At 57.4% G+C, this 25763-nt stretch carries 22 protein-coding genes; 7 read left to right on the top strand and 15 right to left on the bottom strand.

Annotated elements, in window-relative coordinates:
- Position 1: 1 nt before the first annotated feature.
- From ABDW13_RS05735 to hutI, 4 genes are all read right to left on the bottom strand, one after another.
- The gene (locus ABDW13_RS05735; protein ID WP_343551485.1) at positions 2–721 is read right to left on the bottom strand and encodes an ABC transporter permease subunit; all 720 of its coding nucleotides are present in this window, start codon (positions 719–721) and stop codon (positions 2–4) included.
- A gap of 12 nt (positions 722–733) precedes the next feature.
- Complete coding sequence (locus ABDW13_RS05740) at positions 734–1585, bottom strand: transporter substrate-binding domain-containing protein (protein WP_343551487.1); 852 nt, start codon at positions 1583–1585, stop codon at positions 734–736.
- Positions 1586–1928: 343 nt separating this feature from the next.
- Entirely contained in the window at positions 1929–2720 is a 792-nt protein-coding gene (hutG, locus tag ABDW13_RS05745; protein WP_343551489.1) for an N-formylglutamate deformylase, read from the bottom strand.
- The gene (gene hutI, locus ABDW13_RS05750; RefSeq protein WP_343551491.1) at positions 2717–3934 is read right to left on the bottom strand and encodes an imidazolonepropionase; all 1218 of its coding nucleotides are present in this window, start codon (positions 3932–3934) and stop codon (positions 2717–2719) included. The genes hutG and hutI overlap by 4 nt, the downstream gene beginning before the upstream one ends.
- 84 nt (positions 3935–4018) lie before the next feature.
- Here hutI and ABDW13_RS05755 point away from each other — a divergent pair, with 84 nt between their 5' ends.
- Positions 4019–5374, top strand: coding sequence for a formimidoylglutamate deiminase (locus ABDW13_RS05755; RefSeq protein WP_343551493.1), 1356 nt, complete (start codon positions 4019–4021; stop codon positions 5372–5374).
- The gene (locus tag ABDW13_RS05760; RefSeq protein ID WP_343551494.1) at positions 5371–5910 is read left to right on the top strand and encodes a HutD family protein; all 540 of its coding nucleotides are present in this window, start codon (positions 5371–5373) and stop codon (positions 5908–5910) included. Before ABDW13_RS05755 ends, ABDW13_RS05760 begins: the two co-directional genes overlap by 4 nt.
- A 135-nt stretch (positions 5911–6045) precedes the next feature.
- Here the strand turns inward: ABDW13_RS05760 and hutC are convergent, their stop codons facing one another.
- Positions 6046–6801, bottom strand: a complete 756-nt coding sequence (gene hutC / locus ABDW13_RS05765; RefSeq protein WP_343551495.1) for a histidine utilization repressor — start codon at positions 6799–6801, stop codon at positions 6046–6048.
- A gap of 318 nt (positions 6802–7119) precedes the next feature.
- On the opposite strand from hutC, the gene hutH reads away from it, so the two are divergent.
- The 3 genes from hutH (at position 7120) to ABDW13_RS05780 (ending at position 12245) form a co-directional block, all read left to right on the top strand.
- Positions 7120–8673 carry a histidine ammonia-lyase gene (gene hutH, locus ABDW13_RS05770; RefSeq protein ID WP_343551496.1) on the top strand — a complete coding sequence of 518 codons (1554 nt, stop codon included), beginning with the start codon at positions 7120–7122 and terminating at the stop codon, positions 8671–8673.
- Positions 8674–8683: 10 nt separating this feature from the next.
- Entirely contained in the window at positions 8684–10369 is a 1686-nt protein-coding gene (gene hutU / locus ABDW13_RS05775; RefSeq protein WP_343551497.1) for a urocanate hydratase, read from the top strand.
- Positions 10370–11087: 718 nt separating this feature from the next.
- Complete coding sequence (locus ABDW13_RS05780; protein WP_343551498.1) at positions 11088–12245, top strand: M20 aminoacylase family protein; 1158 nt, start codon at positions 11088–11090, stop codon at positions 12243–12245.
- A 10-nt stretch (positions 12246–12255) separates the two neighbouring features.
- Here the strand turns inward: ABDW13_RS05780 and ybiB are convergent, their stop codons facing one another.
- Genes ybiB through ABDW13_RS05795 form a run of 3 tightly spaced genes read right to left on the bottom strand, consistent with a single transcriptional unit; the run spans position 12256 to position 16378 of the window.
- Positions 12256–13224: a DNA-binding protein YbiB gene (gene ybiB / locus ABDW13_RS05785; RefSeq protein WP_343551499.1), complete on the bottom strand. Its 969-nt coding sequence runs from the start codon at positions 13222–13224 to the stop codon at positions 12256–12258.
- A 58-nt stretch (positions 13225–13282) separates the two neighbouring features.
- Positions 13283–15427 (bottom strand): ATP-dependent DNA helicase DinG, encoded by a 2145-nt coding sequence (gene dinG / locus ABDW13_RS05790; protein ID WP_343551500.1) that lies wholly within the window; start codon positions 15425–15427, stop codon positions 13283–13285.
- A 54-nt stretch (positions 15428–15481) separates the two neighbouring features.
- Complete coding sequence (locus ABDW13_RS05795; RefSeq protein ID WP_343551501.1) at positions 15482–16378, bottom strand: LysR family transcriptional regulator; 897 nt, start codon at positions 16376–16378, stop codon at positions 15482–15484.
- 121 nt (positions 16379–16499) lie between these two features.
- Between ABDW13_RS05795 and speB the strand changes: the two genes are divergently transcribed.
- Both speB and ABDW13_RS05805 read left to right on the top strand, forming a co-directional pair.
- Entirely contained in the window at positions 16500–17459 is a 960-nt protein-coding gene (speB, locus tag ABDW13_RS05800; protein ID WP_343551503.1) for an agmatinase, read from the top strand.
- Positions 17459–18544 carry an iron-containing alcohol dehydrogenase family protein gene (locus tag ABDW13_RS05805; protein WP_343551504.1) on the top strand — a complete coding sequence of 362 codons (1086 nt, stop codon included), beginning with the start codon at positions 17459–17461 and terminating at the stop codon, positions 18542–18544. The genes speB and ABDW13_RS05805 overlap by 1 nt, the downstream gene beginning before the upstream one ends.
- A 164-nt stretch (positions 18545–18708) precedes the next feature.
- On the opposite strand, the gene ABDW13_RS05810 is transcribed toward ABDW13_RS05805, so the two are convergent.
- The 7 genes from ABDW13_RS05810 to argH are packed head-to-tail and all read right to left on the bottom strand — an operon-like array spanning position 18709 to position 25722.
- Complete coding sequence (locus tag ABDW13_RS05810) at positions 18709–20070, bottom strand: MmgE/PrpD family protein (RefSeq protein ID WP_343551505.1); 1362 nt, start codon at positions 20068–20070, stop codon at positions 18709–18711.
- Positions 20054–20941 (bottom strand): polysaccharide deacetylase, encoded by an 888-nt coding sequence (locus ABDW13_RS05815; protein WP_343551507.1) that lies wholly within the window; start codon positions 20939–20941, stop codon positions 20054–20056. The genes ABDW13_RS05810 and ABDW13_RS05815 overlap by 17 nt, the downstream gene beginning before the upstream one ends.
- The gene (locus ABDW13_RS05820) at positions 20934–21779 is read right to left on the bottom strand and encodes a polysaccharide deacetylase (protein ID WP_343551508.1); all 846 of its coding nucleotides are present in this window, start codon (positions 21777–21779) and stop codon (positions 20934–20936) included. Before ABDW13_RS05820 ends, ABDW13_RS05815 begins: the two co-directional genes overlap by 8 nt.
- Before the next feature lie 9 nt (positions 21780–21788).
- Entirely contained in the window at positions 21789–22610 is an 822-nt protein-coding gene (locus tag ABDW13_RS05825; protein ID WP_343551509.1) for an ABC transporter substrate-binding protein, read from the bottom strand.
- A 16-nt stretch (positions 22611–22626) separates the two neighbouring features.
- A complete protein-coding gene (locus ABDW13_RS05830) occupies positions 22627–23391 on the bottom strand; it encodes an amino acid ABC transporter ATP-binding protein (protein WP_343551510.1) in 765 nt (254 codons plus the stop codon).
- Positions 23392–23405: 14 nt separating this feature from the next.
- Positions 23406–24284 carry an amino acid ABC transporter permease gene (locus ABDW13_RS05835; protein WP_343551511.1) on the bottom strand — a complete coding sequence of 293 codons (879 nt, stop codon included), beginning with the start codon at positions 24282–24284 and terminating at the stop codon, positions 23406–23408.
- Between the two features lie 10 nt (positions 24285–24294).
- Complete coding sequence (argH, locus tag ABDW13_RS05840; RefSeq protein ID WP_343551512.1) at positions 24295–25722, bottom strand: argininosuccinate lyase; 1428 nt, start codon at positions 25720–25722, stop codon at positions 24295–24297.
- Positions 25723–25763: the final 41 nt, after the last annotated feature.

The following is a 25763-nucleotide window of genomic DNA, read 5'->3' on the forward strand; positions in this document are numbered from 1 at the left end:
CTTAATGCTGTGCCGCAGTGCGACTTTGCCACGCACGACCAAGGCGCGATTCCGCCCGGCGAAACGCATGATTAGACAGCAGTGTCAGCACCAAATAGCAGGCACCGCCAACCAAGTAAAAGGTGAAGTAATCGCGGGTTGAACCGGCGGCAACCTGGCTGGCGCGCATCAGCTCAACAATGCCGGTAACCGAAACCAGCGCCGAATCCTTCAGGCTCATCTGCCACACATTCGACATGCCCGGCAGCGCATAACGCACTACCTGCGGCAGCAAAATGCGTTGCGCGATACGCCAGCGCGGCATACCAATCGCCACCGCCGCTTCGACTTCGCCTTTGGCTAATGCCAGGCGCGCCGCGCGATACACTTCACCTTGATAGGAACCGGAGATGAGCCCGATAGCCAACGCACCAATCAGAAACGGCGGCGCTTCGATAAAGCCGTCGGCACCAAACATCTGTCCGACCAACGTAATCAGGCCCGATCCACCAAAATAGAACAGGTAGATCACCAGCAGTTCCGGGATGCCACGAAACACCGTGGAATAGGCTTCACCTAACCAGCGCAGCCAGCGTTGCGGCGACAACTTAGCTGCCGCCACACCGGAACCAACCACCGCGCCAATCATCAACGCCGCCAGCGACAACAGCAGCGTGGTCAGGGCAGCGCTGAGAATTAAGCGGCCCCAGCCATCATCAGCAAAACTCAGCAGGCTCATCATCTTTCACCTCACTTACGGGGTTACGTCAGTTTTAAACCACTTCTCACTGAGCTTTTTCACGGTGCCATCCGCCAGCGCGGCGTGAATGGCTTCATCCAGCTTGGCTTTCAGATCGTTATCCGCCATGCGCACGCCCATCGCTTCGCCCTCGCCCCAAATCGGGCCGCCCAGTTGCGGGCCGCTGAACGTCAGATTGCTGTTTTCTTTGCGCGCCAGCATTGATTGGGCGAAGGTCACATCATCAAACACCGCGTCGATACGGCCAGATTGCAGATCCAGCATCGCATCGGCGGACGAGGTGTATTCGCGCACGTCGGCGACATCTTTGAAGTATCTATCGATGAACGGCGTGTAAACCGTGCCGGAGGCGATGCCGATGGTTTTGCCTTTCACTGCCGCTTTCAGCGGTGCAATCGCCGCGTTGATCTCTTTTTCATCGTCATGCAGTTTGATGATGTTGTGATCGGCAGGCAGCAGCGGGCTGTCTTTCATGGTGATGAAAGTGGCTGGCGTCGAGGCGTACGGCACGGTGAAATTGACCACTTTTTTGCGATCGGGCGTGATGACAATCGCATCCATAATCACGTCATATTTACCGGCATTAAGTCCCGCGATCATGCCATCCCAGTTCTGCACTACCAACTTGCACTGGATGCCCATGCGCTTGCACAGGTCTTCCATCAGTTCTGGTTCAAAGCCGCCTAACTTGCCGCCCGGCAGCGTCAGGTTCCAGGGTTCATAGCTGCCTTCGGTAGCAATGGTGATCGATTTCCACTCTTTCGCCTGGGCAGCAACGCCGCTCAACATCAGGCTGGCAAACAGGGTCGTGAGGCAAAAACGGCGAATCTGGACACGGTGCGTCATGCGGCTTCTCCTGGTCATTAATCGATTGCGAATGTGTCTGCGGTGTAAAAGCGATGCAGATGACATTTCATGTATATACAAGTTAGCGTGCAGCAGATCATTGTCGGCATGAGCTTTTTGTGAGCCAGCCACGATAAATAAACATCTCTGCTACGTGGTCTTTACTTGTACATACAACCTAGCAAGCGTTATGCCAAATCGGCAAAGCCGGGAAATTAGGGGGATTGTTGCGCGGCGGACATAATGTTGCACCACGCTGAGGCAAGTGACGCACCACCATGATGCGCCACTTGTACGGTCACCAAAAATGGCGACCCTAAGAATGTACGTGCAGTTTGAAATTTTAAACCGGTTTACCGGCCTGAATAAACGCCTGCATCAGCGGCTTCAGCACGTGCTGCAACTGGGTCGCGCGATCCTGCTGCCAGGCGAACGGCGAGGTTTCATCCATATAATTTAACTGCGCCAACTCCAGCTGCACCGCCTGCACGCCCTGCTCTGGCTGGCCATAGGCACGCGTGATGTAGCCGCCTTTGAAGCGACCATTGGCGATCCAGCTATATTTTTGCTGCTCGCTGCACACCTGCTTAATCGCCTCAATCACCGCCGTTGAACAGCTCGCGCCATCGTTGGTGCCGATGTTGAGATCCGGCAACTGCCCGTCAAACAGACGTGGAATCACTGAGGCAATTGAGTGCGCATCAAACAGCAATGCGTAGCCGTGCTCAGCTTTCAGTCGTGCCAGCTCTTGCTGCAACTGCTGATGATACGGCTGCCAAATGTTATCCAGATAGCCCTGACGCGCTTCGGCACTCGGCGTTTTACCGTCGGCGAAAGTTGGCGTGCCATCGAACAAGGTTTCCGGGTACAAACCGGTGGTGGCGGTGGCGTACAGCGGCTGGTTATCCGCCGGACGATTGAGATCGATAACAAAACGCGAATAGTGAGCGATCAACACGCTGGCACCGAGATCGCGCACAAAATCGTACAGCAACGGCAAATGCCAATCGGTATCGGGCAAGCCACGTGCCGCGTCGCTCAATCCGGCCTCAACTTCTGGAGTTAATTGCGTACCGGCATGCGGAATGCTAACCAGCAATGGAATCTTACCGGCGGTGAAATGAAAAGGTGTCATTGCGCTTCTCCACGATAAATAACCTGGCACGGCAATTCGCCGCCCAGCCAGTAAACCAGTTCAGCCGGACGTTTCAGCGGCCAGTGCACGAAGTTCGCCACTTTGCCTGCTTCCAGCGAACCGTGTGAATGGTGTAATCCCAGGGCTTTTGCGCCCCACAAGGTCACGCCTGCCAGCGCTTCTTCTGGCGTCATGCCAAATAGCGTACAACCCATATTCAGCATCAAACGCAGTGACAACGCCGGTGAAGTCCCCGGATTGGCGTCGCTGGCCAGCGCCATCGGCACGCCGTGTTTGCGGAAATATTCCACCGGCGGGCGCTGGGTTTCGCGCAGCAGATAAAACGCGCCCGGCAGCAACACCGCTACCGTGCCGTGCTGAGCCATCGCTTTGGCGTCTTCTTCGCTGGCGTATTCCAGATGATCGGCGGACAGCGCGCCATATTCGGCGGCTAAGCTCGCGCCCGCCAGCGCTGAAAGCTGCTCGGCATGCAATTTCACCGGTAAGCCCAACGCTTTGGCGGCATCAAATACCGCGCTGACTTGTTGCGGCGAAAAGGCCAGATGCTCGCAAAACGCATCGACCGCATCAGCTAAACCTTCGGCTTTCACCTGCGGCAGCAAACGCTGGACAATGATATCGATCCAACCTTGTGGATTGTGTTTAAACTCCGGCGGAAAACCGTGTGCGGCTAAGCAAGTGGCTTGCACATCGGCGGGCACCGTTTCAGCCAGTTCATGAATGGCGCGCAGCATAGTCAACTCGCTGGCTTCATCCAGACCATAACCGGACTTAATTTCCACCGTCGTCACGCCTTCCGCCAGCAATCGTTCCAGCCGCCAGCGCGCACTCGCCACCAATTCTTGCTGAGATGCCGCACGTGTGGCGCGCACCGTTGAGAGAATCCCACCGCCCTGCGCCGCAATGTCTGCGTAGCTCACGCCATTTAAACGCTGTTCAAATTCCTGACTGCGATCGCCGCCAAAGACCAGATGCGTATGGCAATCCACCAAACCGGGCGTGATGATGCCGCCGGAAAATTCATGCTGTTCGCGCGGGTTAAACGCCGGACATTCACTGCGTGGCCCTACCCACACCAGCTTTCCCTGATTAACCGCCAGCGCGCCGTCGGCAATCAGGTTGTAGTGCCCGTCGCGCATCGTCACGATATCGGCCCCCAGCCATAGGCTGTCGATCTGCTCTGCTTCTGCCATGCCACTCCCCTCTCGTTCGGCGATTTACACACCGCATCAAAGTATGTATATGTATATACAACTTTCCGCCATGGAGGATCAACCATGTCCGTCTTTTTTGCTCCGCGCGCACTGCTGGCCGATGGCTGGCGCGAGAACGTCCTGATTACCATCAATGCCAACGGTTTTATTAGCGCAATAGCGCCAGATAGCGATCCCGGCAATGCCACGCAACTGGCAGGCGCGACCATTCCGGCGATTGCCAATCTTCACTCGCATGCGTTCCAGCGGGCGATGGCAGGATTAGCGGAAGTGGCAGGCGATCCGCAAGATAGCTTCTGGACATGGCGCGACTTGATGTACCGCATGGTGCAGCGCTTGTCGCCAGAACAGGTTGGCGATATCGCCACGCATCTCTACATCGACATGCTGAAAGGCGGCTACAGCCAGGTGGCGGAATTTCATTATCTGCATCACGATCCGCAAGGTCAGCCGTATGCCGACGATGCGATGCTGCTGAATTTAGTCGCCGCTGCCGACACCGCGGGCATCGGTCAAACCCTGCTGCCAGTGCTGTACAGCTACAGCGGATTTGGCTCGCAGCCGGCCAGCGACGGCCAACGCCGCTTCATCCAGCAAACCGAAGCTTATCTGCAACAGCAGCAACGTGTGGCACGCTGGAGTACCGATAAACCGCTGCTTAATCATGGCATCTGTTTCCACTCGCTGCGTGCGGTGAATGAAACGCAAATGCGCGAAGTGCTGGCCGCTTGCCCGCAAGATATTCCGGTACACATTCACGTCGCCGAGCAGGAAAAAGAGATCAACGACAGCGTGGCGTGGAGCGGTGAACGTCCGGTGGCCTGGTTGCTCAATCGCTTCGACGTCGATCAGCGCTGGTGTTTGATTCACGCCACCCATTTGGATGAAGACGAAATTCAGCGCATGGCCGCCAGCGGCGCGGTCGCCGGTTTGTGCCCTACCACCGAAGCCAATCTCGGCGACGGCATTTTCCCGGCGGTGGAATATATCGCGCGCGGCGGTCGTTGGGGCATCGGCTCCGACAGCCATGTATCACTCAGCACGCTGGAAGAGTTGCGCTGGCTGGAGTATGGCCAGCGACTGCGCGATCGTCGACGCAATCGCATCACCTTACCCAATCAGCCTTCGGTCGGCGATTTGCTGTGGCAGCAAGCGGCGCAAGGTGGCGCGCAGGCGTGCGGATTACAAGCTGGTGAGTTGGCGGTGGGCAAACGCGCGGATTGGCTGGTGCTGGAAGACGATGCGTTCCTGGCGAGCGTCAATACCGCTTCCCTGCTGAATCGCTGGCTGTTTGGCGGCCAGCGCGAGCAGATCCGCGATGTGTTTGTCGCCGGTAAACAGGTGATCCAGCAAGGGCATCATGCGGCTGAAGATCAAGCGGCAGCGCGCTTTGCCGAGGCAATGAGGGCGCTGCAATGATCACCCGTTTCGATTACGAGCAACTGCCGGTCAGCCGCTGGCGCAACGGCGGCGGTGAGACGCGCGAAATCATCAGCTATCCGTCGGGTGCCGCAGAGTTTAGCTGGCGCGCCAGCATCGCCACCATCTCGGCTGACGGCCCGTTTTCGCCGTTTCCTGGTATTGATCGGGTGATCACCTTGTTGCACGGCGACAGCGTGTTGCTGCGCAGCGAGCAGGCCGAACAACGTTTGCTGCCGCATCAGCCGTGGGCATTTCCCGGTGAATGGGCGATTGACGCCAGCATTAGCGGCAGTTGCCAGGATTTTAATATCATGACGCGCCGTGATAGCTGGCGCTCTGCGGTCAGCGTTGAGCAGAAAGCGGTCAGCAGTGAAAACGGCGTGGCGTGGGTGCTGGCGGGAAAATGGCAGACTGCCAGTGGGGAAACTTTGACCGTGAATCAGGGAATGTGGTGGGTGGATGAAATGACGCAGTTAGCACCATTAACATCAGATGCCAGCCTGCTGTTTGTGGCGCTTAGTCAGGTAGGATAAGTGCCGAATTCCCCTCATCCCAGCCTTCTCCCGTAAACGGGAGAAGGGGCAGATCGAGCTAAGGTGTTACTTTCTGCACTGGTCGGTCCCCTCTCCCGCCTGCGGGAGAGGGTTAGGGTGAGGGAAAACGCGCTCCTAACCATGACCTCTAAACCGTCCCAGCAACTTATAACGCGATCCCGGATACAGCAGACGCGCATAAGTCACGATCTTGTTGTCGCTCCACGTCTGACGACGAATCAGCAAGCAAGGTTCGTGCTCATCCAATGCCAGATGCTTACGCTGACGCAAATCCGGCAGCACCGCTTCCACAATGTGTTCACCGGCGGTCAGCGGTGCCACGCGCATCAAATAGGTATACGGCGTAAGCAGATGATAATCCTGGCTGAGATAATCCGGCGCCACCAACGGATTGACCAAACGATCTTCCAGCTGCACCGGCAAGTCATTCTCGTAATGCACAATCAACGAATGAAACAGCGTTTGTCCGGTGGATAAACCCAGCACCGCCGCCTGTTCCGGATCGGCCTTCATCTGACCAATCGACAAAATTTTGCAGCTGTGACGATGGCCGCGCTGCGCAATCTCATCGGCGATGTTGTGTACTTCCAGCATCGCGGTGTAGCCCTTCATCTCGGCGACAAAGGTGCCCACGCCTTGCATGCGAACCAGAAAACCTTCGCTGGTCAGCTCACGCAGCGCGCGATTGATGGTCATGCGGCTGACGCCTAGCTCATTAACCAGTTCGCTTTCGGACGGCACACGCTGATTGGCTTTCCAGTGACCTTCGCGGATCTGGCTGACAATCGCCTGCTTCACGCGCTGGTAAATCGGTGCGGGTTCGTCGCCCATCGCCGCTGCCAGCTGTGCTACTACCGTTTGCTCCGCCATGTCCTGTTCCTTTTCCGAATAATGCCCAAAGTTTACTGTCTCGGCCTGTAAATGTATATACATCTAATAGTGCAAATAGCCCAGCTTTGGTGCAGCTTTCGCCCAGCTTCAGTGCAATCTCGCTGCCGTTTCGTCTGTGGTGTCGCATTGCGGCACGTTTCACAGAATACGATCAATCTGGCATAGCGCTTGCTACTTGTATAGACAAGATTAGACACTTATGCTTCACTCATCGCAAACCAAGGCAATTCGGATGGTCCATCGCGAAGTACCGGCCCCCGAAGCGCAGCAGATTACTTGTATAGACAGGAGTAGACTATGTCAGGTTCGGTTCAGGAAATTCGCCTCGTTCCCGGTGAAGTGGACCTCGCCACCTTGCGCTGTATTTATCAAAGCAAGGTGACGCTAACGTTAGCTGATGAAGCGCGTGCAGCGATTGATCGCGCCAATGAAACCGTGACGGCGATTGTGGCATCGGGCAATGTGGTTTACGGCATCAATACCGGCTTCGGCAAGCTGGCGCAGACGCAGATTCCCGCGGCGCGTCTGGCTGAATTGCAGCGCAATCTGGTGTTATCACACAGCGTGGGATTGGGCGATCTGCTGCCTGACAACGTCGCCCGTCTGGTGGTGGCGACCAAAATCATCAGCCTGGCGCGCGGCCATTCCGGCGTGCGCATCGAATTGATTGAAGCGTTATTGGCGCTTTTCAACGCCGGTGTCATGCCCTGCATTCCAGAAAAAGGATCGGTTGGCGCGTCTGGCGATCTGGCCCCGCTGGCGCATCTTTCCCTGATGCTGCTGGGCGAAGGCCAAGTGCGGGTTGATGGCGAACTGATCCCCGCCACCGAAGGATTAGCGCGTGTCGGCCTGCAACCGATTGTGCTCGGCCCCAAAGAAGGTCTGGCGCTGCTGAACGGCACGCAAGTCTCTAACGCGCTGGCACTGCGCGGCCTGTTTGAAGCGGAGAACCTGTTCGCCGCCGGTTTGATGGCCGGTGCGCTGTCGCTGGAAGCGATCAAAGGTTCGGTGAAACCGTACGATGCCCGCATTCATGAGGCGCGCGGACAAGTTGGCCAAATTGGCGTCGCGGCGGCCGTCTCCTCGTTACTGAATGGCAGCGAAATCCTCAGTTCGCACACCAACTGTGGCCGCGTGCAAGATCCTTACTCGATTCGCTGCGTACCGCAGGTGATGGGCGCGTGCCTTGATAACCTGACGCACGCTGCACGCGTGTTACAGATTGAAGCCAACGCCGCATCCGATAATCCGCTGGTATTCAGCGACAGCGGCGATGTGATTTCAGGCGGCAACTTCCACGCTGAGCCGGTGGCCTTCGCCGCCGATATTCTGGCGCTGGCGATTGCCGAAATCGGCGCGATTTCTGAGCGTCGCATGGCGCTGCTGCTGGATACCGGCTTGTCGGGTTTGCCGCCGTTCCTTGTCAATGATGGCGGTGTGAACTCCGGCTTTATGATCGCTCAGGTCACCGCCGCCGCGCTGGCATCTGAGAACAAATCGCTGGCCCATCCCGGCAGCGTAGACAGTTTGCCAACCTCTGCTAACCAGGAAGATCACGTCTCGATGGCGACGTATGCCGCGCGCCGTCTCGGCAGCATGTGCTTCAACACTGCAGCGGTGGTGGGCATTGAAGCGATGGCGGCGGCACAAGGCATTGATTTCCATCGCCCGCTGCAAAGTTCGCAAGCGCTGGAACAAGAGATGAGCCGCATCCGCGAGAACGTGGCCTTCCTCGATCACGACCGTTTAATGGCGCCGGATATCGAATCCATGCGCCTGTGGGCCAGCCGTTCAGACTGGCCAGAATCCCTTACCGCGCTGCTGCCAAGCCAGCGTTCGACTGTTAATTAAGGAATCGATGATGAGCGAAACTTTGACTCAGGCTGTAGCCCGTGAAATCCGTGCGCCGCGCGGTAATACTTTGCACTGCGCCAACTGGTTGATTGAAGCGGCCTACCGCATGATCCAGAACAACCTCGATCCTGACGTGGCAGAACGCCCGGAAGATCTGGTGGTGTACGGCGGCATCGGTAAAGCCGCTCGTAACTGGGAGTGCTTCGAGCAGATCCTGCGCTCTTTGCGTGCTTTGCAGCCGGAAGAGACGCTGTTGATCCAGTCCGGCAAGCCGGTTGGCGTGTTCCGCACTCACGCCGATGCGCCGCGTGTGCTGTTGGCGAACTCTAACTTGGTGCCGCATTGGGCCAACTGGGATCACTTCCACGAACTGGATAAAAAAGGCCTGATGATGTACGGCCAGATGACCGCCGGTTCCTGGATCTACATTGGCGCGCAGGGCATCGTGCAAGGCACCTTTGAAACCTTCGCCGAAGCGGGTCGTCAACATTACGACAGCAACCTCAGCGGCCGTTGGATTCTCACTGCTGGATTAGGTGGCATGGGCGGCGCACAACCGCTGGCGGGCGTGTTGGCCGGTGCCAGCGTGTTAGCCATTGAATGCCAGGAATCACGCATCGATTTCCGTCTGCGTACCCGTTACGTCGATCACAAAGCCTACACGCTCGACGAAGCGCTGGCGCTGATCGAGCAGGCCAATAAAGAGAAGCGTGCGATTTCGGTTGGCCTGTTAGGCAACGCGGCAGAAATCGTGCCGGAACTGGTTAAACGCGCCAAAGCGGGCGGCATGAAGCCGGATATCGTTACCGATCAAACTTCCGCACACGATCCGATTAACGGCTATCTGCCAATTGGCTGGGATGTGGCGCGTTGGGAAGCGGAGCGCGTCAGCAATCCTAAGGCCGTTGAACAAGCCGCACGTGAATCGATGGCGGTACACGTTCAAGCGATGCTGGATTTCCACCATATGGGCGTGCCGACGGTGGATTACGGCAACAACATTCGTCAGGTCGCACTGGATCAAGGCGTGAAGAATGCCTTTGATTTCCCAGGCTTCGTTCCGGCGTATATTCGTCCGCTGTTCTGTGAAGGCAAAGGTCCGTTCCGCTGGGTAGCGCTGTCCGGCGATCCGGAAGATATCTACAAAACTGATGCCAAGCTGAAGGAACTGTTCCCGGATCATCAAAACCTGCACCGCTGGCTGGATATGGCGCAAGAGCGCATCGCCTTCCAGGGCTTACCGGCGCGTATCTGCTGGCTGGGCTTGGGCGAGCGTCACAAAGCGGCACTGGCGTTCAACGAAATGGTGCGCAACGGCGAGCTGAAAGCGCCTATCGTGATTGGTCGCGATCATCTGGACTGCGGTTCGGTGGCTTCACCAAACCGTGAAACCGAAGCGATGAAAGACGGTTCAGATGCGGTGTCCGATTGGCCGCTGCTGAATGCCTTGCTGAACACCGCTGGCGGCGCAACGTGGGTGAGTTTGCACCACGGTGGCGGCGTGGGCATGGGCTTCTCGCAGCACTCCGGCGTAGTGATTGTGTGTGATGGCACAGCAGAAGCCGATGCGCGTTTAAGCCGCGTGCTGTGGAACGATCCGGCAACCGGTGTAATGCGTCACGCTGATGCCGGTTACGAAATCGCGCAGGATTGTGCTAAAGCACACGATTTAAACCTGCCAATGCAGAAGTAACGATTCAATCAGCGTTCACCGATCTGTCCCCTCTCCCGCCTGCGGGAGAGGATTAGGGTGAGGGCCAGCGCGCACCTTTCAACATTGTGCCACGTTCCCCTCATCCCAACCTTCTCCCGCTCGCGGGAGAAGGGGCAGTTGGGCAGATGCATTAACCATGCACACAATTTCAACAACACATCTTTAGATGTTGCATATCTGATTCTACCAATGCAGCAACAAATCCTCATTACGTTCACCGATCCGTCCCCTCTCCCGCGTGCGGGAGAGGGTTAGGGTGAGGGACAGCGCGCACCTTTCAACATTGTGCCACGTTCCGCCTCATCCCAGCCTTCTCCCGCTCGCGGGAGAAGGGGCAGTTGGGTAGATGCATTAACCTTGCACGCAATTTCAACAACACATCTTTAGATGTTGCATATCTGATTCTGCCTATGCAGCAACAAATTCCCATAACATTCACCGATCTGTCCCCTCTCCCGCGTGCGGGAGAGGGTTAGGGTGAGGGACAGCGCGCACCTTTCAACATTGTGCCACGTTCCGCCTCATCCCAGCCTTCTCCCGCTTGTGGGAGAAGAAATAGTTCAAGGCAATCCTTTATTCCATTCCGCTATAGCCTATAGCCAAATTATTCCGCTCTACGATAGACGCCGCCCTGCGCTTGCCACTACAGTAAATGCATTATTTCGCAGCCTACGCTGCTGATGGAGAGCCTTACTTTATGAGCCTGCCCGCGGTCCTGCTGGAAAACGCCCTTCACTGGCGTCGTCAGTTACATCAACATCCTGAACTCGGTTATCAAGAGCAACAAACCAGCGAGCTAGTTGCCCGCGTGCTGGCCGAGGCAGGATTACAAGTGTTTCGTGGCTTAGCAGGCACCGGCGTCATCGGCACACTGGAAAACGGTCCCGGTCCGGTCATTGGCCTGCGTGCCGATATGGATGCGTTGCCGATTACCGAAAAAGGCGATGCGCAGTGGAAGTCACAGCAAAGCGGCGTGATGCACGCCTGTGGTCACGATGGTCACACAGCAATATTGCTGGCAGCCGCATGCCATTTAGCCGCAACGCGCAACTTTAGCGGCACCATCCATTTCATCTTCCAGCCTGCTGAAGAAAACCTGGGCGGCGCACGCAAGATGGTGGAAGAAGGCTTATTCCAGCGCTTCCCAATGGACGCGGTTTACGCCATGCATAACTGGCCCGGCATGCCGATAGGCACGCTGGCGGTGAATCCCGATGCGATGATGGCATCCCTTGATTCGTTCGAAATCACCTTGCACGGTAAAAGCTGCCATGCGGCGATGCCGGAAAGTGGTGCCGATCCGATGGTGGTCGCCGCTGAACTGATTCTGGCGCTGCAAACCATTCCCTCTCGTCGTCTTTCGCCGCTGGCTTCAGCGGTGGTGAGCGTGACGCAGATTCACGGCGGCGAAGCGATTAACGTGATTCCCGAGCAGATTAAATTGCGTGGTACGGTGCGATGTTTGCAGACCGACGTGCGCAATCGCGTGCGCGGTCTGATAGAGGATTTTGTCACCACTTTGCCACGCCCGTTTGGCGTCAGCGGTGAGATTCACTGGTATCCCGGTTATCCGGTTACCGCCAACCACGCGGCGCAGGCCGAGCAAGTGCGTGCCGTCGCCAACGCGACATTGGGTGAAGCACAGGTGAATTGGCAGGTAAATCCTTCCATGGCGTCAGAAGATTTTGCCTGCATGTTGGAAGCTTGCCCCGGCGCTTATTTCTGGCTGGGTGCAGATGGCGCAACGCCGTCGGCACCGCTGCATAATGCCCATTACGATTTTAATGATGATCTGCTGCCGATAGGCATTACTTTCTGGCAGCAGTTAGTGGAAAGCGTGTTGGCGAGAGCCTAACTCTGCGCCGTTAAATGCCAGTCTGCTGCAAATGCTGTTCAGCATCTGCCAGGCTGCTGGCTTCGCCAGTTGCCAGCAAACAGCACGCCAGCTGCGCACGCAGCGCCTGCGGTACCGCGCGTGCACCGGCTAATACTTGCTTAATCCACGCGGCGGTATCTGCGGCACTTTTTGATTCCGGCAATTCCACACTGACTTCCGGCTGGCGCTCGATCCATACTTCCGCTTCCGCACCTGCTCCGCAAATGTAGTTAATCGCCGGACAGCGCTGCGGATTGGCATACACCTCACCTTCGGTGCCATTCAGCAGAATGGCGGGCGCATCAATATCCTGGAAGAATTTCCCAACGCGCGGCACGTATTCCGGATGCGAGACGCTGGCAAGACGCAGCGCGGCGCGTTCAGCAAACGGCGTTGCCAGCTTCGCCAGCGTATGCGCGCTGTTACGCACGCCCATACGCCAGCGAAGAGACAACTGTTTCGCCATTGGCGCACACAGATGATCGATGGTGATAAACGCCAGTTCACCACTATCCAATTTAGCTTGTGCTTGTTCTGCCGAGATAACTGGCGCGATATCCAGCGCGGCCAGCACGGCTTCAGTGGTGATGCGCGTTGGATCATCGCTGACGCCGTGCAGCAGCACCGGGAAACCGAGTTTTACCAGCAGCAACGCCAGCAACGGCGTCAAATTACCCTGACGACGCGCGCCGTTGTAGCTGGGAATCACAATTGGCATCGGGCGATTAGCAGGGGCGTGCAATTGCATCATTTGCTGCTGCATTGCGTGGTAGAAGCCGCGCATCTCCTCTTCGCCTTCCCCTTTGATACGCAGCGCGATCAGCACGCCACCCAGCTCTAATTCCGGCACTTCATCGGCCAGCATTGCGCTGTATAAAGCATGTGCAGTGTCAAAATCGATATCGCGCGCGTGATTCTTGCCGCGCCCAATCTCTTTGATAATTTTGTTCAGTTCCATCAAGGCATTCCCGCTTCCAGGGCGCGCCGATCTTCGGCTGCCAAAAGAGTGTTGAGTTCTAGGTTTTCTTGCTGCGGCGTTTCTTCGCCTTCTCTGCGCTGGCTTCCGGCATCGGCGGTTGTTCAATCGGGAACACCGGCAATGCGGCCAGCAATCGGCTGCCGTACGCTTTGTTGAGCAGGCGACGGTCGTAAATCACGATTTCGCCAAAACAGCTGTGGCTACGAATCAAACGCCCCACTTGTTGAATCAAGGTAAACGAGGCGCTCGGCAAACTTTGCACCTCGAAAGGATAACGTTTCAGGCTTTTGAGCCATTCGCCTTCGGTCAAAATTACCGGACTGTCTACCGGTGGAAAAGCGATTTTATGGATATGCACCTGCGACAGCAGATCGCCCTTTAAATCCAGCCCTTCGGCGAACGATTGCAGCCCAACTAAGATGCTGGTTTGGCCCGCTTCAACGCGTTCACGATGCAGTGCGACTAAACGCGAACGCGGCTGATCGCCCTGCACCAGCATCGACAAACGTAGTTCAGGAATGTACCCGACAAACTGCTGCATCGCCCGTCCGCTGGCAAACAGCACCAGCACGCCTTTGTGCTTCTCTTCGGCAATTTGCTGGCGGAAGAAGCGTGCCATTTCGGCGATGTGTTCGGCTTCCTGCGCCATCTGTGGCTCAAACTGCATCTGCGGAATCACCAGCTTGCCTTGATCGATGTGGTTAAACGGCGAATCCAGCGCCACAAAACGATCGCCAGCCTTTTCGCTTAATCCCGACATCTCCTGCAAGCGATTGAAGCTATTCAGCGAGCGCAACGTGGCGGACGTCACCACCACATGCGGGATTTTGCGCCACAGGATTTTCTCCAGTTGATCGCTGACGCGAATCCCCGCGCAATGAAACAGCAGGTGCGCTTGCCCTTCACGGATTTCGCGGGTGATCCACTTCGAAACCGGCGCATTCGAGGCTTTTTCCATCGCCGCCAGTCGCCACAATTTGCTGATCGATTCGAACCAGCCGAAATGGCGATTGAGCTGAATAATGGCTTTATGCAGCCGCATGATGTCGGCTTTGCCGGTTTGCTCGCCCAATTCGTTGAGCAAGCCTTCACTCAGGCCGCGCAGTGCGTCGCACAACTTAAACAGTCTTGCACAGATGCTGAGTAACTCTTCCGGCAGTTCGCCCAGTACAAAACGAAATTCGCCCGGCTGATTGTTGCCCGGCAGCAGCGGATTGAGGGCCGTGCTGAGGATCTGCAATAGCTCGCGCACTTCATCACAATGGCCTTTAAGGCGTTCGGGATTGCTTAACGGCGGCGGCGATTTCGGGCGGAATTGCGCCATGATGGTTTCCACCAGGCGTACAAACAGATCGAGCTGCAAGCTGCTCCAGCCCGGTGTGATTTCTGCGCTCATCTCCAATGCATCACGCGCCACTTCCGGCAGATGATGGCCTTCATCGAGCACCAGCATCAGATGTTTGGCGGGCGGCAGCACCGATTCGTTTTCCATCGCCGCCATCACCAGCGCATGGTTCGCCACCACCACATCGGCTTGTTCAATCTCGCGACGCGCGACAAAAAACGGGCATTCCCGATACCAACGGCAATGATGTCCAAGGCAGTTGGCTTTGTCGGTGGAAAGCCGCTGCCACAGGCTGTCTTCGATGTTCACATCAGTGTGATCGCGCAGACCATCCCAGCGGTAGCTGCTGAGCTGCTTCTCCAGTTTGGCGCAGAATTTCTGCTCCTCTTTCGAACCGGTCACCGCTTCTTCATCAAGATATAACAGCAGATCGCCCTGCTGATCTTCGGTCGCCGCCAGCGCCGCGAGGTTACGCGGACACACATAACGGCCACGACCAAATGCCGCGGTAAAGGTGAGATCGGGAATGATTTTTTTCAGCAAAGGCAGGTCCTTGCTGAAGATTTGATCCTGCAACGCCACGTTAGCGGTGCTGATCACTAAACGTTTTTCCTCGGCGCGGCTCACCGCAATGCCGGGAATCAAATAAGAGAGCGTTTTACCCACGCCGGTTGGGGCTTCAATCGCCAGATGACGACCTTCGTCACCGGCCAGCGTTTTCGCCACTTCGGCGATCATCTGGCGCTGCGGCGCGCGCGGGATAAAGTCAGGAACCTGCTGTTGCAGCGCCTTATACCATTGCGCAATCTGGCTTTTTATCGCTGCTGTCAGGGCCATTTTCGTTACTGTTTGCTGAATTGGCCTGTATTTTTACACAGTATCGCGGCAGCGTCAGCTTTCACTGTTATTTTTTCGCGCTGGATTCAGAATTTCACGCATCGCCCGAATCAAGGTTTCACGTGATCGTCCACGGCGAAAGGCGAAAGAAAACGGCGCGCGGAAGTGGAAATGCTCCGGCAGCAGGCGTTTAAGTGCTCCCTGATGCTGCCAGCTGCGCGCGTAATGTTCCGGCAAATAGCCAATAAAACGACCGGACAAAATCAACGTGAGCTGCGCTTCAATGCTCTCCACCGAGGCGTTGCTTTGGCGGAATCCGCGTTTATTGAGTTCCTGCTGATTCCAGTAACGTCGCGTCACCATGCCGGTTTGCTGCACGGTGCGCACATCCGGATCGCCTTCGGCCAGCGGATGTTGCGGGCTGCAATAGAGCCAATGCTGCTCGTCATACAGCGGAATGGTGACCAGATTGCTGGCGCGCAGCGGAAAGTGACCAATCGCCAAATCGAGCCGATCCTCCAGCAACTGCTGCTGCAATTCGTTGGGATCGCGCACGCTGAGATTAAAAAATACCGCTGGGAAACGCTGATTAAAACGCGCAATCGCGGCGGGCAGATCAAGCGTGCTGTCGGTGACGGTGGCGTCCACCACGCCAAGCGAAAAGGTGCCGCCCTGCGCGCTCTTCAAAGTTTCCACTTGCTCCTGCCAGCCGGCCAAGGTTGCCAGCATCTCCTGGCTGTAGCGATAAAACTGCTCGCCTTTGCTGGTCAAGGTAAAGCCGCCGCGTCCACGCTGGCACAGGATAAAACCGAGCTGGGTTTCCAGTTCGCTCATGTAAGCGCTAATCGCTGGCGTGGTCATATTCAGCGCCTGCTGCGCCCGTGAATATCCCTGGTTTTCTACCACGCTAGCGAACACCTGCAACAGTTTAAGATTGGGAAGCGTCTGCACCGCTTTTCCTTCAGTGATTGCTGACTAAAGTTAAGTAATCTCTGAAGTGATTATCTGCTGTCAAGGATTTTTCCGGCTCGCCGCTTGGGTAATGATGAGTTTCACTTAGCCGAAGGAGTGCGTGATGACCGATTTCCCCCAGCCGCAAGGCGGTAACGATATGCCACGTTTTGCCGGACGCGGCACCATGATGCGTCTGCCTGCTTTTGAATCACCGGCCGATCTGGATGTGGCTTTTATTGGTATCCCGCTGGATATCGGCACTTCGCAGCGCAGCGGCACACGTTATGGCCCGCGCGCCATTCGCGCCGATTCGGTGATGATTCGTCCGTACAACATGGCGACCGGCGCGGCACCGTTTGATTCGCTGCGGGTTGGCGATCTCGGCGATGTGCCGATCAATACTTACAGCCTGCTGAAATCGGTCGATATCATCGAAAACTATTATACCGAGCTGAACAATTGGCCGATTATCCCGTTAACGCTCGGCGGCGATCACACCTTAACGCTGCCGATTTTGCGTGCGCTAAGCAAGAAACACGGGCCAGTCGGACTCATTCATATCGACGCGCACACCGACACCAATGACGAAATGTTTGGCGAGAAAATTGCCCACGGCACCACCTTCCGCCGCGCGGTGGAAGAAGGCTTGCTCGATTGTCAGCGCGTGGTGCAGATTGGACAACGCGCGCAAGGTTACGCGGCGGGTGATTTCCAGTGGGGCGTCGATCAAGGCTTCCATTTGGTGCCGGCCGAGCAGTGCTGGTATCGCTCGCTTGCGCCGCTGATGGCCGACGTGCGCGCGCGCATCGGCGACGGCCCAGTGTATTTATCGTATGACATCGACAGTTTCGATCCGGCCTGGGCACCCGGCACCGGTACGCCAGAAGTCGGCGGCTTGACCTCAATGCAAGGGCTGGAAATCGTGCGCGGCTGTCGCGGATTGAATCTAATCGGTGCCGATTTGGTGGAAGTCTCTCCGCCGTATGACATCAGCGGCATGACCTCACAACTGGCGGCCAATATCCTTTATGAGATGCTGTGCGTGTTGCCCGGTGTCCGTTACACAGAGAACAAGTGATGACTCAACAAAATCTGGTGTTCCCTGCGCGCGTGCTGCGTGGCGCGGGTGTGATCAAGCAACTGGGCGCGATTTGTGCCGCATTAGGCCAACGTGCGCTGCTGATTGGCGGGCATCAGGCGATGCAGGCGGTAGAAAGCCAGGTGCGTGCGCAATTGCTGGCAGCAAACGTCACGTTGCTGGAGCAAGAGTGGTTCGGCGGTGAAACCTCGATCAACCAGATTGATCGTTTGGCGGCGTTGGCGACCGAGTTAAACGCTGAGGTGTTGATTGGCGTTGGCGGCGGAAAATCGTTGGATACAGTAAAAGCGGTCGGTGCGCAGCTCGGCTTGCCGGTGGTCACGGTGCCAACCATCGCCGCCACCTGTTCGGCGGTAACGCCGCTGAGCATTCGCTATGACGATAACGGCAATTTCTTCGATATCTTCCCGCTGCCACAAGCACCGGCGGCGGTGATCATCGACAGTGAACTGCTGGCCAAAGCACCAGCGCGCTGGCTGGCGGCAGGATTGGGCGACACGCTGGCGAAGTGGTACGAATTCCGTGCGGTCAGCACACGTCATCCGGCGCGCGAAGGCAATGCGCTCTCTTCGCTGGCGCACAGCCAGATTTGTTATGACGTGATCGCCGAACACGGCCCGGCTGCTTATGCGGCGGTGCTGCGCGGGGAGAGCAGCGCGTCGCTGGATCAGGTGCTGGATGCGATTTTCACCTGGGCGGGATTGACCTCGCTGATGAGCAACGGCGCGCACGCAGCGGCTTCGCACGCCATTTATGAAGGCTTTACCTTCTGCGATAAAACCCGCGAGTTTGGTCATGGTTTGCTGGTTGGTTTTGGCAACCTGTGTTTGCTGGCGCTGGAAGATCGCAGCGATGAAGAAGTGCTGGACGAAATGCGTCTGGCGCGTGACTGCGGCGTGCCACTGACGTTGGCTGAGATTGCTGAGCTGGATCAGGCGGAACTGGCGCTGATTGTGCGCGAATCGGTGCATGCGCCCGATATGGAGAATATGGGCGAGGCGGTAACGGAAGCGCGTTTGCTGGCGGCGATGCAGCGGATTGAAGGGTTGGCTGCGCGGGTTTAGATTGTGCTTGCTGCGGTTTAGATTGTGCTCGCTGTCCCTCATCCCGGCCTTCTCCCACAAGTGGGAGAAGGAGAGGTGCCATATGGAAGACGGAGTTGCGTATTTGCTCGATCAGTCCCCTCTCCCACTTGTGGGAGAGGGTTAGGGTGAGGGAAAGCGAGCACCTACCCAACCGCTAGCAATATCACCACTTCACGCACATCCGCCACTTCATCCAGCTCCAGACACACCGCTTCGAGCCGCTCAACCTGCTCCATCGGCAACGCGCGCGCCGCTAAACTGCGGTACTTCGACAGCAAAGCCTCCAGACTCAACGGATTAGCCGGCGCGCCCGAAGCAATCGGCACATGCTGTTGCCACTGCGCGCCTTGCACGGTTTCCAGCCGCACCCACGGCTCATCATCGCGACTTTGCTGTTCATCAACCACCAATTCGATATGCGCCAGCAACGCTTCAACCGCTGGATGCAGCCGTTTGGCATCATCGTAGCTCGCCAACTCCGCCGAGCCATACAGCACGCGCGCCGCCAGCGCATACGGCAAACTCATCTGCGCCGCCGCTAAACTATGCAACTCGCGGCCACCGCACATCTCCAGCAGGAATGGATTCACGCCAACCACAATGCGCGCCACCTGTTCCGCACGCACAGCATGTTGTTGCAACATCATGCTCAGCGCATCAATTGCCGCGTGGGTGCCGCGACATGAGGCGTACGGTTTGATCGAGCAGCGCGCCAGTTTCCATACTTCACCGAGATCGGCGGTCAGCGCCTGCGGCTGTTGGGTTTCAGGTGCCAACGTTTGCAGGAAACCGCCCCAACGTGCTTCGAACACCGCAGAAGGCCCGCTGATGCCGCGCTGTGCCAGCAATGCTGCTTGCACGCCACCTTCAGCGGCGCGCGCCGCATGCAGTTTTTTGGTGTGCGAGCCGTCGTGGATAAATCCCCACAAACCGCCACTGAAACTGGCGGCGATGCCCAATGCCGAGGCGCACTGCGCACGATCTAACTGCAACAACGAACACACTGCCGCCGCCGCGCCAAATACGCCGCAGCTGGCGGTCGAGTGCCAACCTGCACCATTGTGCGCTGAATAGCCGCCGCAGGCTTCCAGCACCCGGCGACCAACGTCATAACCGATCACCATCGCCACCAGCAGCGCCTGGCCATCGACCGGCTGCGTCGCCAGCGGCAGCGCCGCCAGCAGCGCCGGAATCACTACCGCGCCAGAGTGATCGCAGCCGCCGGTATCGTCCAATTCATACATGTGCGCGGCCACGCCGTTCAGCCACGCCGCCTGACGTGGATTGACCTGCTGCGCGCTGCCCCACACCTGCGACAGTTCACGTCCACCCTCTTCTTCGATCAGCGCCAAACATTCACGCCAGATCGGGCTATCGCAGCCCGCCAGTGAGGCGCCCAGCGTATCGAGGAAATGGCGTTTCGCCTGCTCCACCAGCGCTTCGGGCAGTTGTTCGAAGCGTGTTTCGGCGATAAACGCCGCCAGTTGATCAAGCGAGCTCGCCATTTGCACCTCCAACAATGCGGGTGAACACTTCTGCCGGATGGGAAATATCGTTATCCGGCTGCGTCTGCCAATGCGCTGCTGCCTGCTCGGCGGTGGCGATCCACACATTGTGCTGTTGCAGCGTTTCCAGCAGTGAGCGCAACAGGCCGATACGACCGGCGGTGCCGATGATTTCCGGGTGCAGGCGCAATAAATAGCACAAGCCGAAACGGTGGAACCCGTGGAAATCCTGCGTCATATTGGCCAGCGTTTCTGCATACGGCGCAATGCGTGATTGTCCCGGTGGGATCGCCGGGCTGAGGTTAAAGGCAAAGTACGGCTCATCTTCCAGCGTGTAGTGCATTGGCAATTCGACTAAGCGTGTGCCGGGATGAAAATAGGGCAAATCGTCGCCGCGCCAGCTGGATGACCACTGAATACCGAGCGCAAGCAACCCCTGGGCTAAGCCCGGTTTCCACTGCCCGGCGGGCGTACGGAAGCCCACAATTTTTCGACCGGCAATTTGTGCCAGTTTGTCGCAGCCGCGCGTGACGCTGGCAATCTGTTGCTCCAGCGTCAGCGTGGAGAAATCTTCATGCTTGTCACCGCTACAGACGATTTCATGGCCGTCGGCGACAATGCGCCGCACCAGTTCCGGCTGCTCATCGGCGACAATCGCTGGCATGCACCAGCTGGCTTTGAGCTGCTTTTCCGCCAGCAGCGCCAATAAACGATCAACGCCGCGCAGCGTACCGTAGCGCCACACTGACAAGGTTTTGTCGCGTCCCGCCACCGCTGGTGCTTGAGTGAGAATGCCGTGGATATCGTTAAAGTCGATGGTGAGGATCGCCGCCGACTGGAAGCCCAGCGGCCAGCGTGAAGATTCAGTCATGCTGTTGCTCCTGCAAATACCAGTTTGCCACCGCATCGCAACGCGCAAACCACACGTCATCGCGCGCCGTCATGTGTTCAAACAGCTGTTCAAGCAACAAAATGCGCCCCGGTTGGCCGGAGATTTTCGGATGGAACAGCGTGGTCAAACACACACCTTCATCCATGGCGCCATCGAACTCGCGCTGCCAGTTATCACGCGTGTGTGCATAACTGGCGATGCGATCGCCGCCTTTTGGGAAATCCGGTTGGCGCGTATAAGCCAGCGACGCGTAATCATCCATTTCCCACTTGCCGGGGATCTCCACCAGCGGCGTATGTCCGGCCACCGGAATGCTGTACGGGCGGTCATCACCGCGCATGCTGCTGGAGTAAATTACGCCCGCATCACGCAGGATCTGTGGCGTTTCGGCGTGCCAGTCGCCCGACGGCGTGCGAAATCCGCAAGCGGTAATGCCGAGCAGGTTGTGGAAAATCTCGGCCGATTTCGCCATCACCGCACGCTGTTCTTCTGGCGGAATAGCGAAAAAAGATTCATGGCGATAACCGTGATAGGCCACTTCGTGGCCCTGTTCGATAATCGCCTGGCACTGTTGCGGCCACTGCTCCACCACCCACGCCGGAACGAAAAAGGTGGCGGGCAGATCAAAGGCGCGCAGCAAGTCCAGCAAACGCCCGAGCGCGCGGTACGGCCCGTAAGCCCCAAAGGTGAAATACTCTGGCGTTGACCACAGGCTGCCATTCAACATGGCATCGCCGGTGGGACCGTCGAGGTCAAACGCCAGCGCCATACAGCCGCGTTTACCCTGCGGCCAGTGCACTGCGCCCGGTTGTTGCATCTGCGCTCCTTAGCCTTGGTTGGTGGTGGTTTTCGCCACGCCGTTGTCCGTCAGGCCCCATTTGCTGAGGATTTTCTGGTAGCTGCCGTCAGCGATCATCGCATCCAGCGCCGCCTGAATCGCGGTGGTCAACTCACCAGCATCTTTGCCAATCGCCATGCCGGTGTACTGGAACGAGAAGGCTTTATCGAGCGGCTTATATTTGTCTTTTTCCAGATTCATGATGTACGGCAGGGTTTCGCTGCCCTGTACCGCGCCATCCAGACGGTTTTGACGCAGCTGAGTACGCGCATCGGCGGTCCCTTCCGCGCCGACCACTACGATGGCCGGTTTGCCTGCGGCTTCACAATGCGCTTTCGACCAGTTGGCAATTTCTGCCGGGAAGGTGGTGCGACGGCTGGTACCGACTTTCTTGCCGCACAGATCCAGCGCGGTTTTGATGTCGCTGCGCGAGGTTAAGGTGTAGAACTGCGGGCCGGTTTTGAAGTAGTCGATGAAGTTCACTACTTGCTGACGCTCTTTGGTGTCGGTCATGCCGGACATCACCAGATCAACGCGCTTGGTCACCACGGCGTTCACCATCTGCTCAAAGGCAATTTCCTGCCAGTTGATCTTCACACCCAGCTTCTCGCCAATCGCCTGGCCGAGATCGTAATCCACGCCAGTCAGTTGGTTAGTGGCGGGATCTTTAAAATCCATTGGCGGATAGTTCGGCATGATCGCGACAGTCAGCCCTTTCTCTTTGATGGCGGCTGGCACAGCGATATCTGCCCAGGCAGAAGATTGCAGCAGCACGGCGGCACTGATGGCACTCAATAACAGCTTTTTCATATTCACCCCGGTCACGTTAAAGAAGAATCGCGTTAATAAAGTTTTTCATCCGTGGATTTTGCGGGTTCAGCAGAATGTCTTCCGGTGCGCCCTGCTCGATGATGCGTCCCTCGTCCATAAACACCACCTGATTCGCCACTTCACGGGCAAAGCCCATTTCATGGGTGACAACCAGCATGGTGGTGCCCTCTTTTGCCAGCTGGCGCATCACCGCCAGCACTTCACCGACCATCTCCGGATCGAGCGCCGAAGTCGGTTCGTCGAACAGCATTAGTTTCGGTTTCATCGCTAGCGCACGGGCAATCGCCACGCGTTGCTGCTGGCCGCCCGACAGCGATTGCGGATAGTCGTGCGCTTTATGCGCCAGACCGACGCGATCCAGCAGCGCCATCGCTTCTTCGCTGGCTTCACGTCTCGGGCGTAACAGCACGCGGCACGGCCCTTCGATGATGTTCTCCAGCGCGGTTTTATGTGGGAACAGGTTAAAGCGTTGGAAAACCATGCCGGTTTGCAGGCGCTGACGGGCAATCTGCTTGTCGCTCAGCGCGTGCAATTTGTTACCGGCGATGCGATAACCCGCCAGTTCGTTGTCGACCCAAATCCCGCCCTGATCGACCTTTTCCAACTGGTTAATGCAGCGCAAAAAGGTGCTTTTACCGGAGCCTGATGGGCCGAGGATGCACATCACCTCGCCGTAATTGACTTCGAGACTGACGTCTTTCAGCGCATGAAACTGGTCGAAATATTTGTTCACCTTGACGGCGCGCACGATGTTTCTCATGGTTGGCTCCCCGATTACTGACGCTGGCGATGGCCGCGAGAGAAGTAGCGTTCCAGTCGGCTCTGTCCAAACGACAGCAGCGTGACCACAATCAAGTACCAAATACCGGCCACGAACAGCAGTTCCATCACGCGCGCGTTGGCGAAGTAGATGGTTTGCGTGTTGTAGAGCAGTTCGGAGTACTGAATCATGCTGGCGAGACTGGTGGTTTTGATCATGCTGATGAATTCGTTGCCAACCGGCGGCAGAATCACGCGCATCGCCTGCGGCAAAATGATGCGGTGCAGCGCCTGCAAGCGCGGCATGCCGATGGCTTTCGCCGCTTCATATTGTCCGGTATCCACCGACAACAACCCGGCGCGCACCACTTCTGAGGTGTACGCGCCCTGATTGATGCTCAAACCCAGCAGCGCGGCGAGGAACGGCGTCATGATGGTGACGGTTTGCACACTGAACACGCCGGGAATGCTGATGGTGGGAAACACCAGCGCAAGGTTGAACCACAGCAACAGCTGCAAAATCAGCGGCGTGCCACGGAAGATCCACGCGTAACCCACCGCGATATAGTGCAGCACTGGATTGGGTGACATATACATGATGGCGGTGATCACGCCGAACAGAATGCCCAGCGCCATCGCCAGCACCGACATGATCAGCGTATTCACCACGCCGTTGAGAATCGCTTGGGCGGTAAAGAACTGGCCGACAAACGACCATTCAATATTGCCGTGGGCAAAGGCGTTCACCAGCAGCGCCAGCAGCACCAGAATCACCGCCGAGGCGGTGATGCGGCCATAGTAGCGGCGCGGTACCACCTGATAACGATCGAGATCGTAATGCATCTGTTCGCGGCTATTGTTCAAGTTCGGCTCAATCGGCGTTGATTGCGACATAGCGGACTCCTCAGGCGCGTGGGCCAGCGTAATCGTCAGTCCAGCGCTGCTGGTCCTGCATCACCGTTTGCAGACGCGCCAACTGCTCGCGCACCCGTGCCGGTGCGGTGCCGCCATAACCGCTGCGTGCCGCCAGTGCGGCTTCCAGCGTTAAGGCACTGCGCACGTCTGGCGTTAAACGTGCATCCACCGCCTGCAATTGCGCATCGCTGAGATCCGACAAGCCGCAGTTTTCTTGTTCGCACAGTTGCACCAGTTGACCGGTGATTTCATGGGCTTCACGGAACGGCACACCGCGCATCGCCAGCCAGTCGGCCACTTCGGTCGCCAGCGTGAAGCCGTCTGGCGCCTGGTCGCGCATCACTTCGGTATTGAACTTCAGCGTCGCCATCATGCCCGCCATCGCTGGCAGCACCAGCAACAGCGTATCGACCGCATCAATCACGTTGCGTTTGTCGTCGCTGAGATCGCGGTTGTATGAGAGCGGCATGGCTTTCATGGTGGTGAGCAGCGCCATCAGGTTGCCGACCAAACGGCCAGAGCGACCGCGCGTCAGTTCAGCGATATCGGGGTTTTTCTTCTGTGGCATGATCGAGCTGCCGGTGGCGTAGCTGTCGTGCAGCTCAACCCAGCGGAACTGGCGCGAGGCCCACATGCACACTTCTTCGCACAGGCGCGACAGGTTGATACCCATCATGCTGGTGACGAACAGGAATTCGGCGGCGTAATCGCGGCTGGCAACCGCATCGATGGAGTTTTCGCACGGCGCCAGATACGCCAGATCGGCAGCGGCTTGTTCCGGCTGGCGTGCAATCGCCGAACCGGCCATGGCGGCGGCGCCGAGTGGGCAACGCGCGCTGCGACGATCCCAATCCTGCATGCGTTCGATATCACGCGAGAACGATTGCGCATGCGCCAGCAGTTGATGACCAAACACAATCGGCTGCGCTTGCTGCAAATGGGTAAAGCCCGGTGCCACGCTTTCGGTGTGCAGTGCCGCTTGTTCCACCAAAGATTGTTGCAACGCCAGCAGCGCGCTGACCACTTTGCGACCGTTATCGCGTAGGTAAAGGCGCAGATCGTTGACGGTTTGGTCATTGCGCGAACGTCCGGCGCGCAGCTTGCCGCCCAGCGGTCCTAACCGTTCGGTCAGCGCACGTTCGATAAAGGTATGCACATCTTCATCTGCGGCAATCGGATGCAGGTTACCGGCGCGATAATCGGCGTCCAGCGCATCAATCGCTGCCAGCATGGTATTCAGTTCTTCCGTGCTCAGCAGGTCGCCACGCGCCAGTTCACGCGCATGCGCCCGGCAACCGGCCAGATCGTAAGGAGCGAGGGCAAAGTAATAATCCGGGCTACGCGACAGCGCGGTTAAACTCGCTGCGGGTGCGGCTTTAAAACGCGCGCCCCATAACAGTTCGGCATTATCAGACATGCTATTTCCCCTTACAGATAATCATGGATAAGAAAAAGATA

The sequence above is a fragment of the Pantoea sp. genome (assembly GCF_039594315.1).
Classification (GTDB): domain Bacteria; phylum Pseudomonadota; class Gammaproteobacteria; order Enterobacterales; family Enterobacteriaceae; genus Pantoea.

Coding starts and splice junctions, on each gene's coding strand:
- hutG (WP_343551489.1), bottom strand. CDS start 2,720: ATGACACCTTTTCATTTCACCGCCGGTAAGATTCCATTGCTGGTTAGC.
- ABDW13_RS05830 (WP_343551510.1), bottom strand. CDS start 23,391: ATGAGAAACATCGTGCGCGCCGTCAAGGTGAACAAATATTTCGACCAG.
- hutI (WP_343551491.1), bottom strand. CDS start 3,934: ATGGCAGAAGCAGAGCAGATCGACAGCCTATGGCTGGGGGCCGATATC.
- dinG (WP_343551500.1), bottom strand. CDS start 15,427: ATGGCCCTGACAGCAGCGATAAAAAGCCAGATTGCGCAATGGTATAAG.
- ABDW13_RS05805 (WP_343551504.1), top strand. CDS start 17,459: ATGACTCAACAAAATCTGGTGTTCCCTGCGCGCGTGCTGCGTGGCGCG.
- ABDW13_RS05760 (WP_343551494.1), top strand. CDS start 5,371: ATGATCACCCGTTTCGATTACGAGCAACTGCCGGTCAGCCGCTGGCGC.
- argH (WP_343551512.1), bottom strand. CDS start 25,722: ATGTCTGATAATGCCGAACTGTTATGGGGCGCGCGTTTTAAAGCCGCA.
- ABDW13_RS05755 (WP_343551493.1), top strand. CDS start 4,019: ATGTCCGTCTTTTTTGCTCCGCGCGCACTGCTGGCCGATGGCTGGCGC.
- ABDW13_RS05825 (WP_343551509.1), bottom strand. CDS start 22,610: ATGAAAAAGCTGTTATTGAGTGCCATCAGTGCCGCCGTGCTGCTGCAA.
- ABDW13_RS05735 (WP_343551485.1), bottom strand. CDS start 721: ATGATGAGCCTGCTGAGTTTTGCTGATGATGGCTGGGGCCGCTTAATT.
- ABDW13_RS05835 (WP_343551511.1), bottom strand. CDS start 24,284: ATGTCGCAATCAACGCCGATTGAGCCGAACTTGAACAATAGCCGCGAA.
- hutC (WP_343551495.1), bottom strand. CDS start 6,801: ATGGCGGAGCAAACGGTAGTAGCACAGCTGGCAGCGGCGATGGGCGAC.
- ABDW13_RS05780 (WP_343551498.1), top strand. CDS start 11,088: ATGAGCCTGCCCGCGGTCCTGCTGGAAAACGCCCTTCACTGGCGTCGT.
- ybiB (WP_343551499.1), bottom strand. CDS start 13,224: ATGGAACTGAACAAAATTATCAAAGAGATTGGGCGCGGCAAGAATCAC.
- ABDW13_RS05815 (WP_343551507.1), bottom strand. CDS start 20,941: ATGACTGAATCTTCACGCTGGCCGCTGGGCTTCCAGTCGGCGGCGATC.
- ABDW13_RS05820 (WP_343551508.1), bottom strand. CDS start 21,779: ATGCAACAACCGGGCGCAGTGCACTGGCCGCAGGGTAAACGCGGCTGT.
- hutH (WP_343551496.1), top strand. CDS start 7,120: ATGTCAGGTTCGGTTCAGGAAATTCGCCTCGTTCCCGGTGAAGTGGAC.
- ABDW13_RS05810 (WP_343551505.1), bottom strand. CDS start 20,070: ATGGCGAGCTCGCTTGATCAACTGGCGGCGTTTATCGCCGAAACACGC.
- ABDW13_RS05740 (WP_343551487.1), bottom strand. CDS start 1,585: ATGACGCACCGTGTCCAGATTCGCCGTTTTTGCCTCACGACCCTGTTT.
- hutU (WP_343551497.1), top strand. CDS start 8,684: ATGAGCGAAACTTTGACTCAGGCTGTAGCCCGTGAAATCCGTGCGCCG.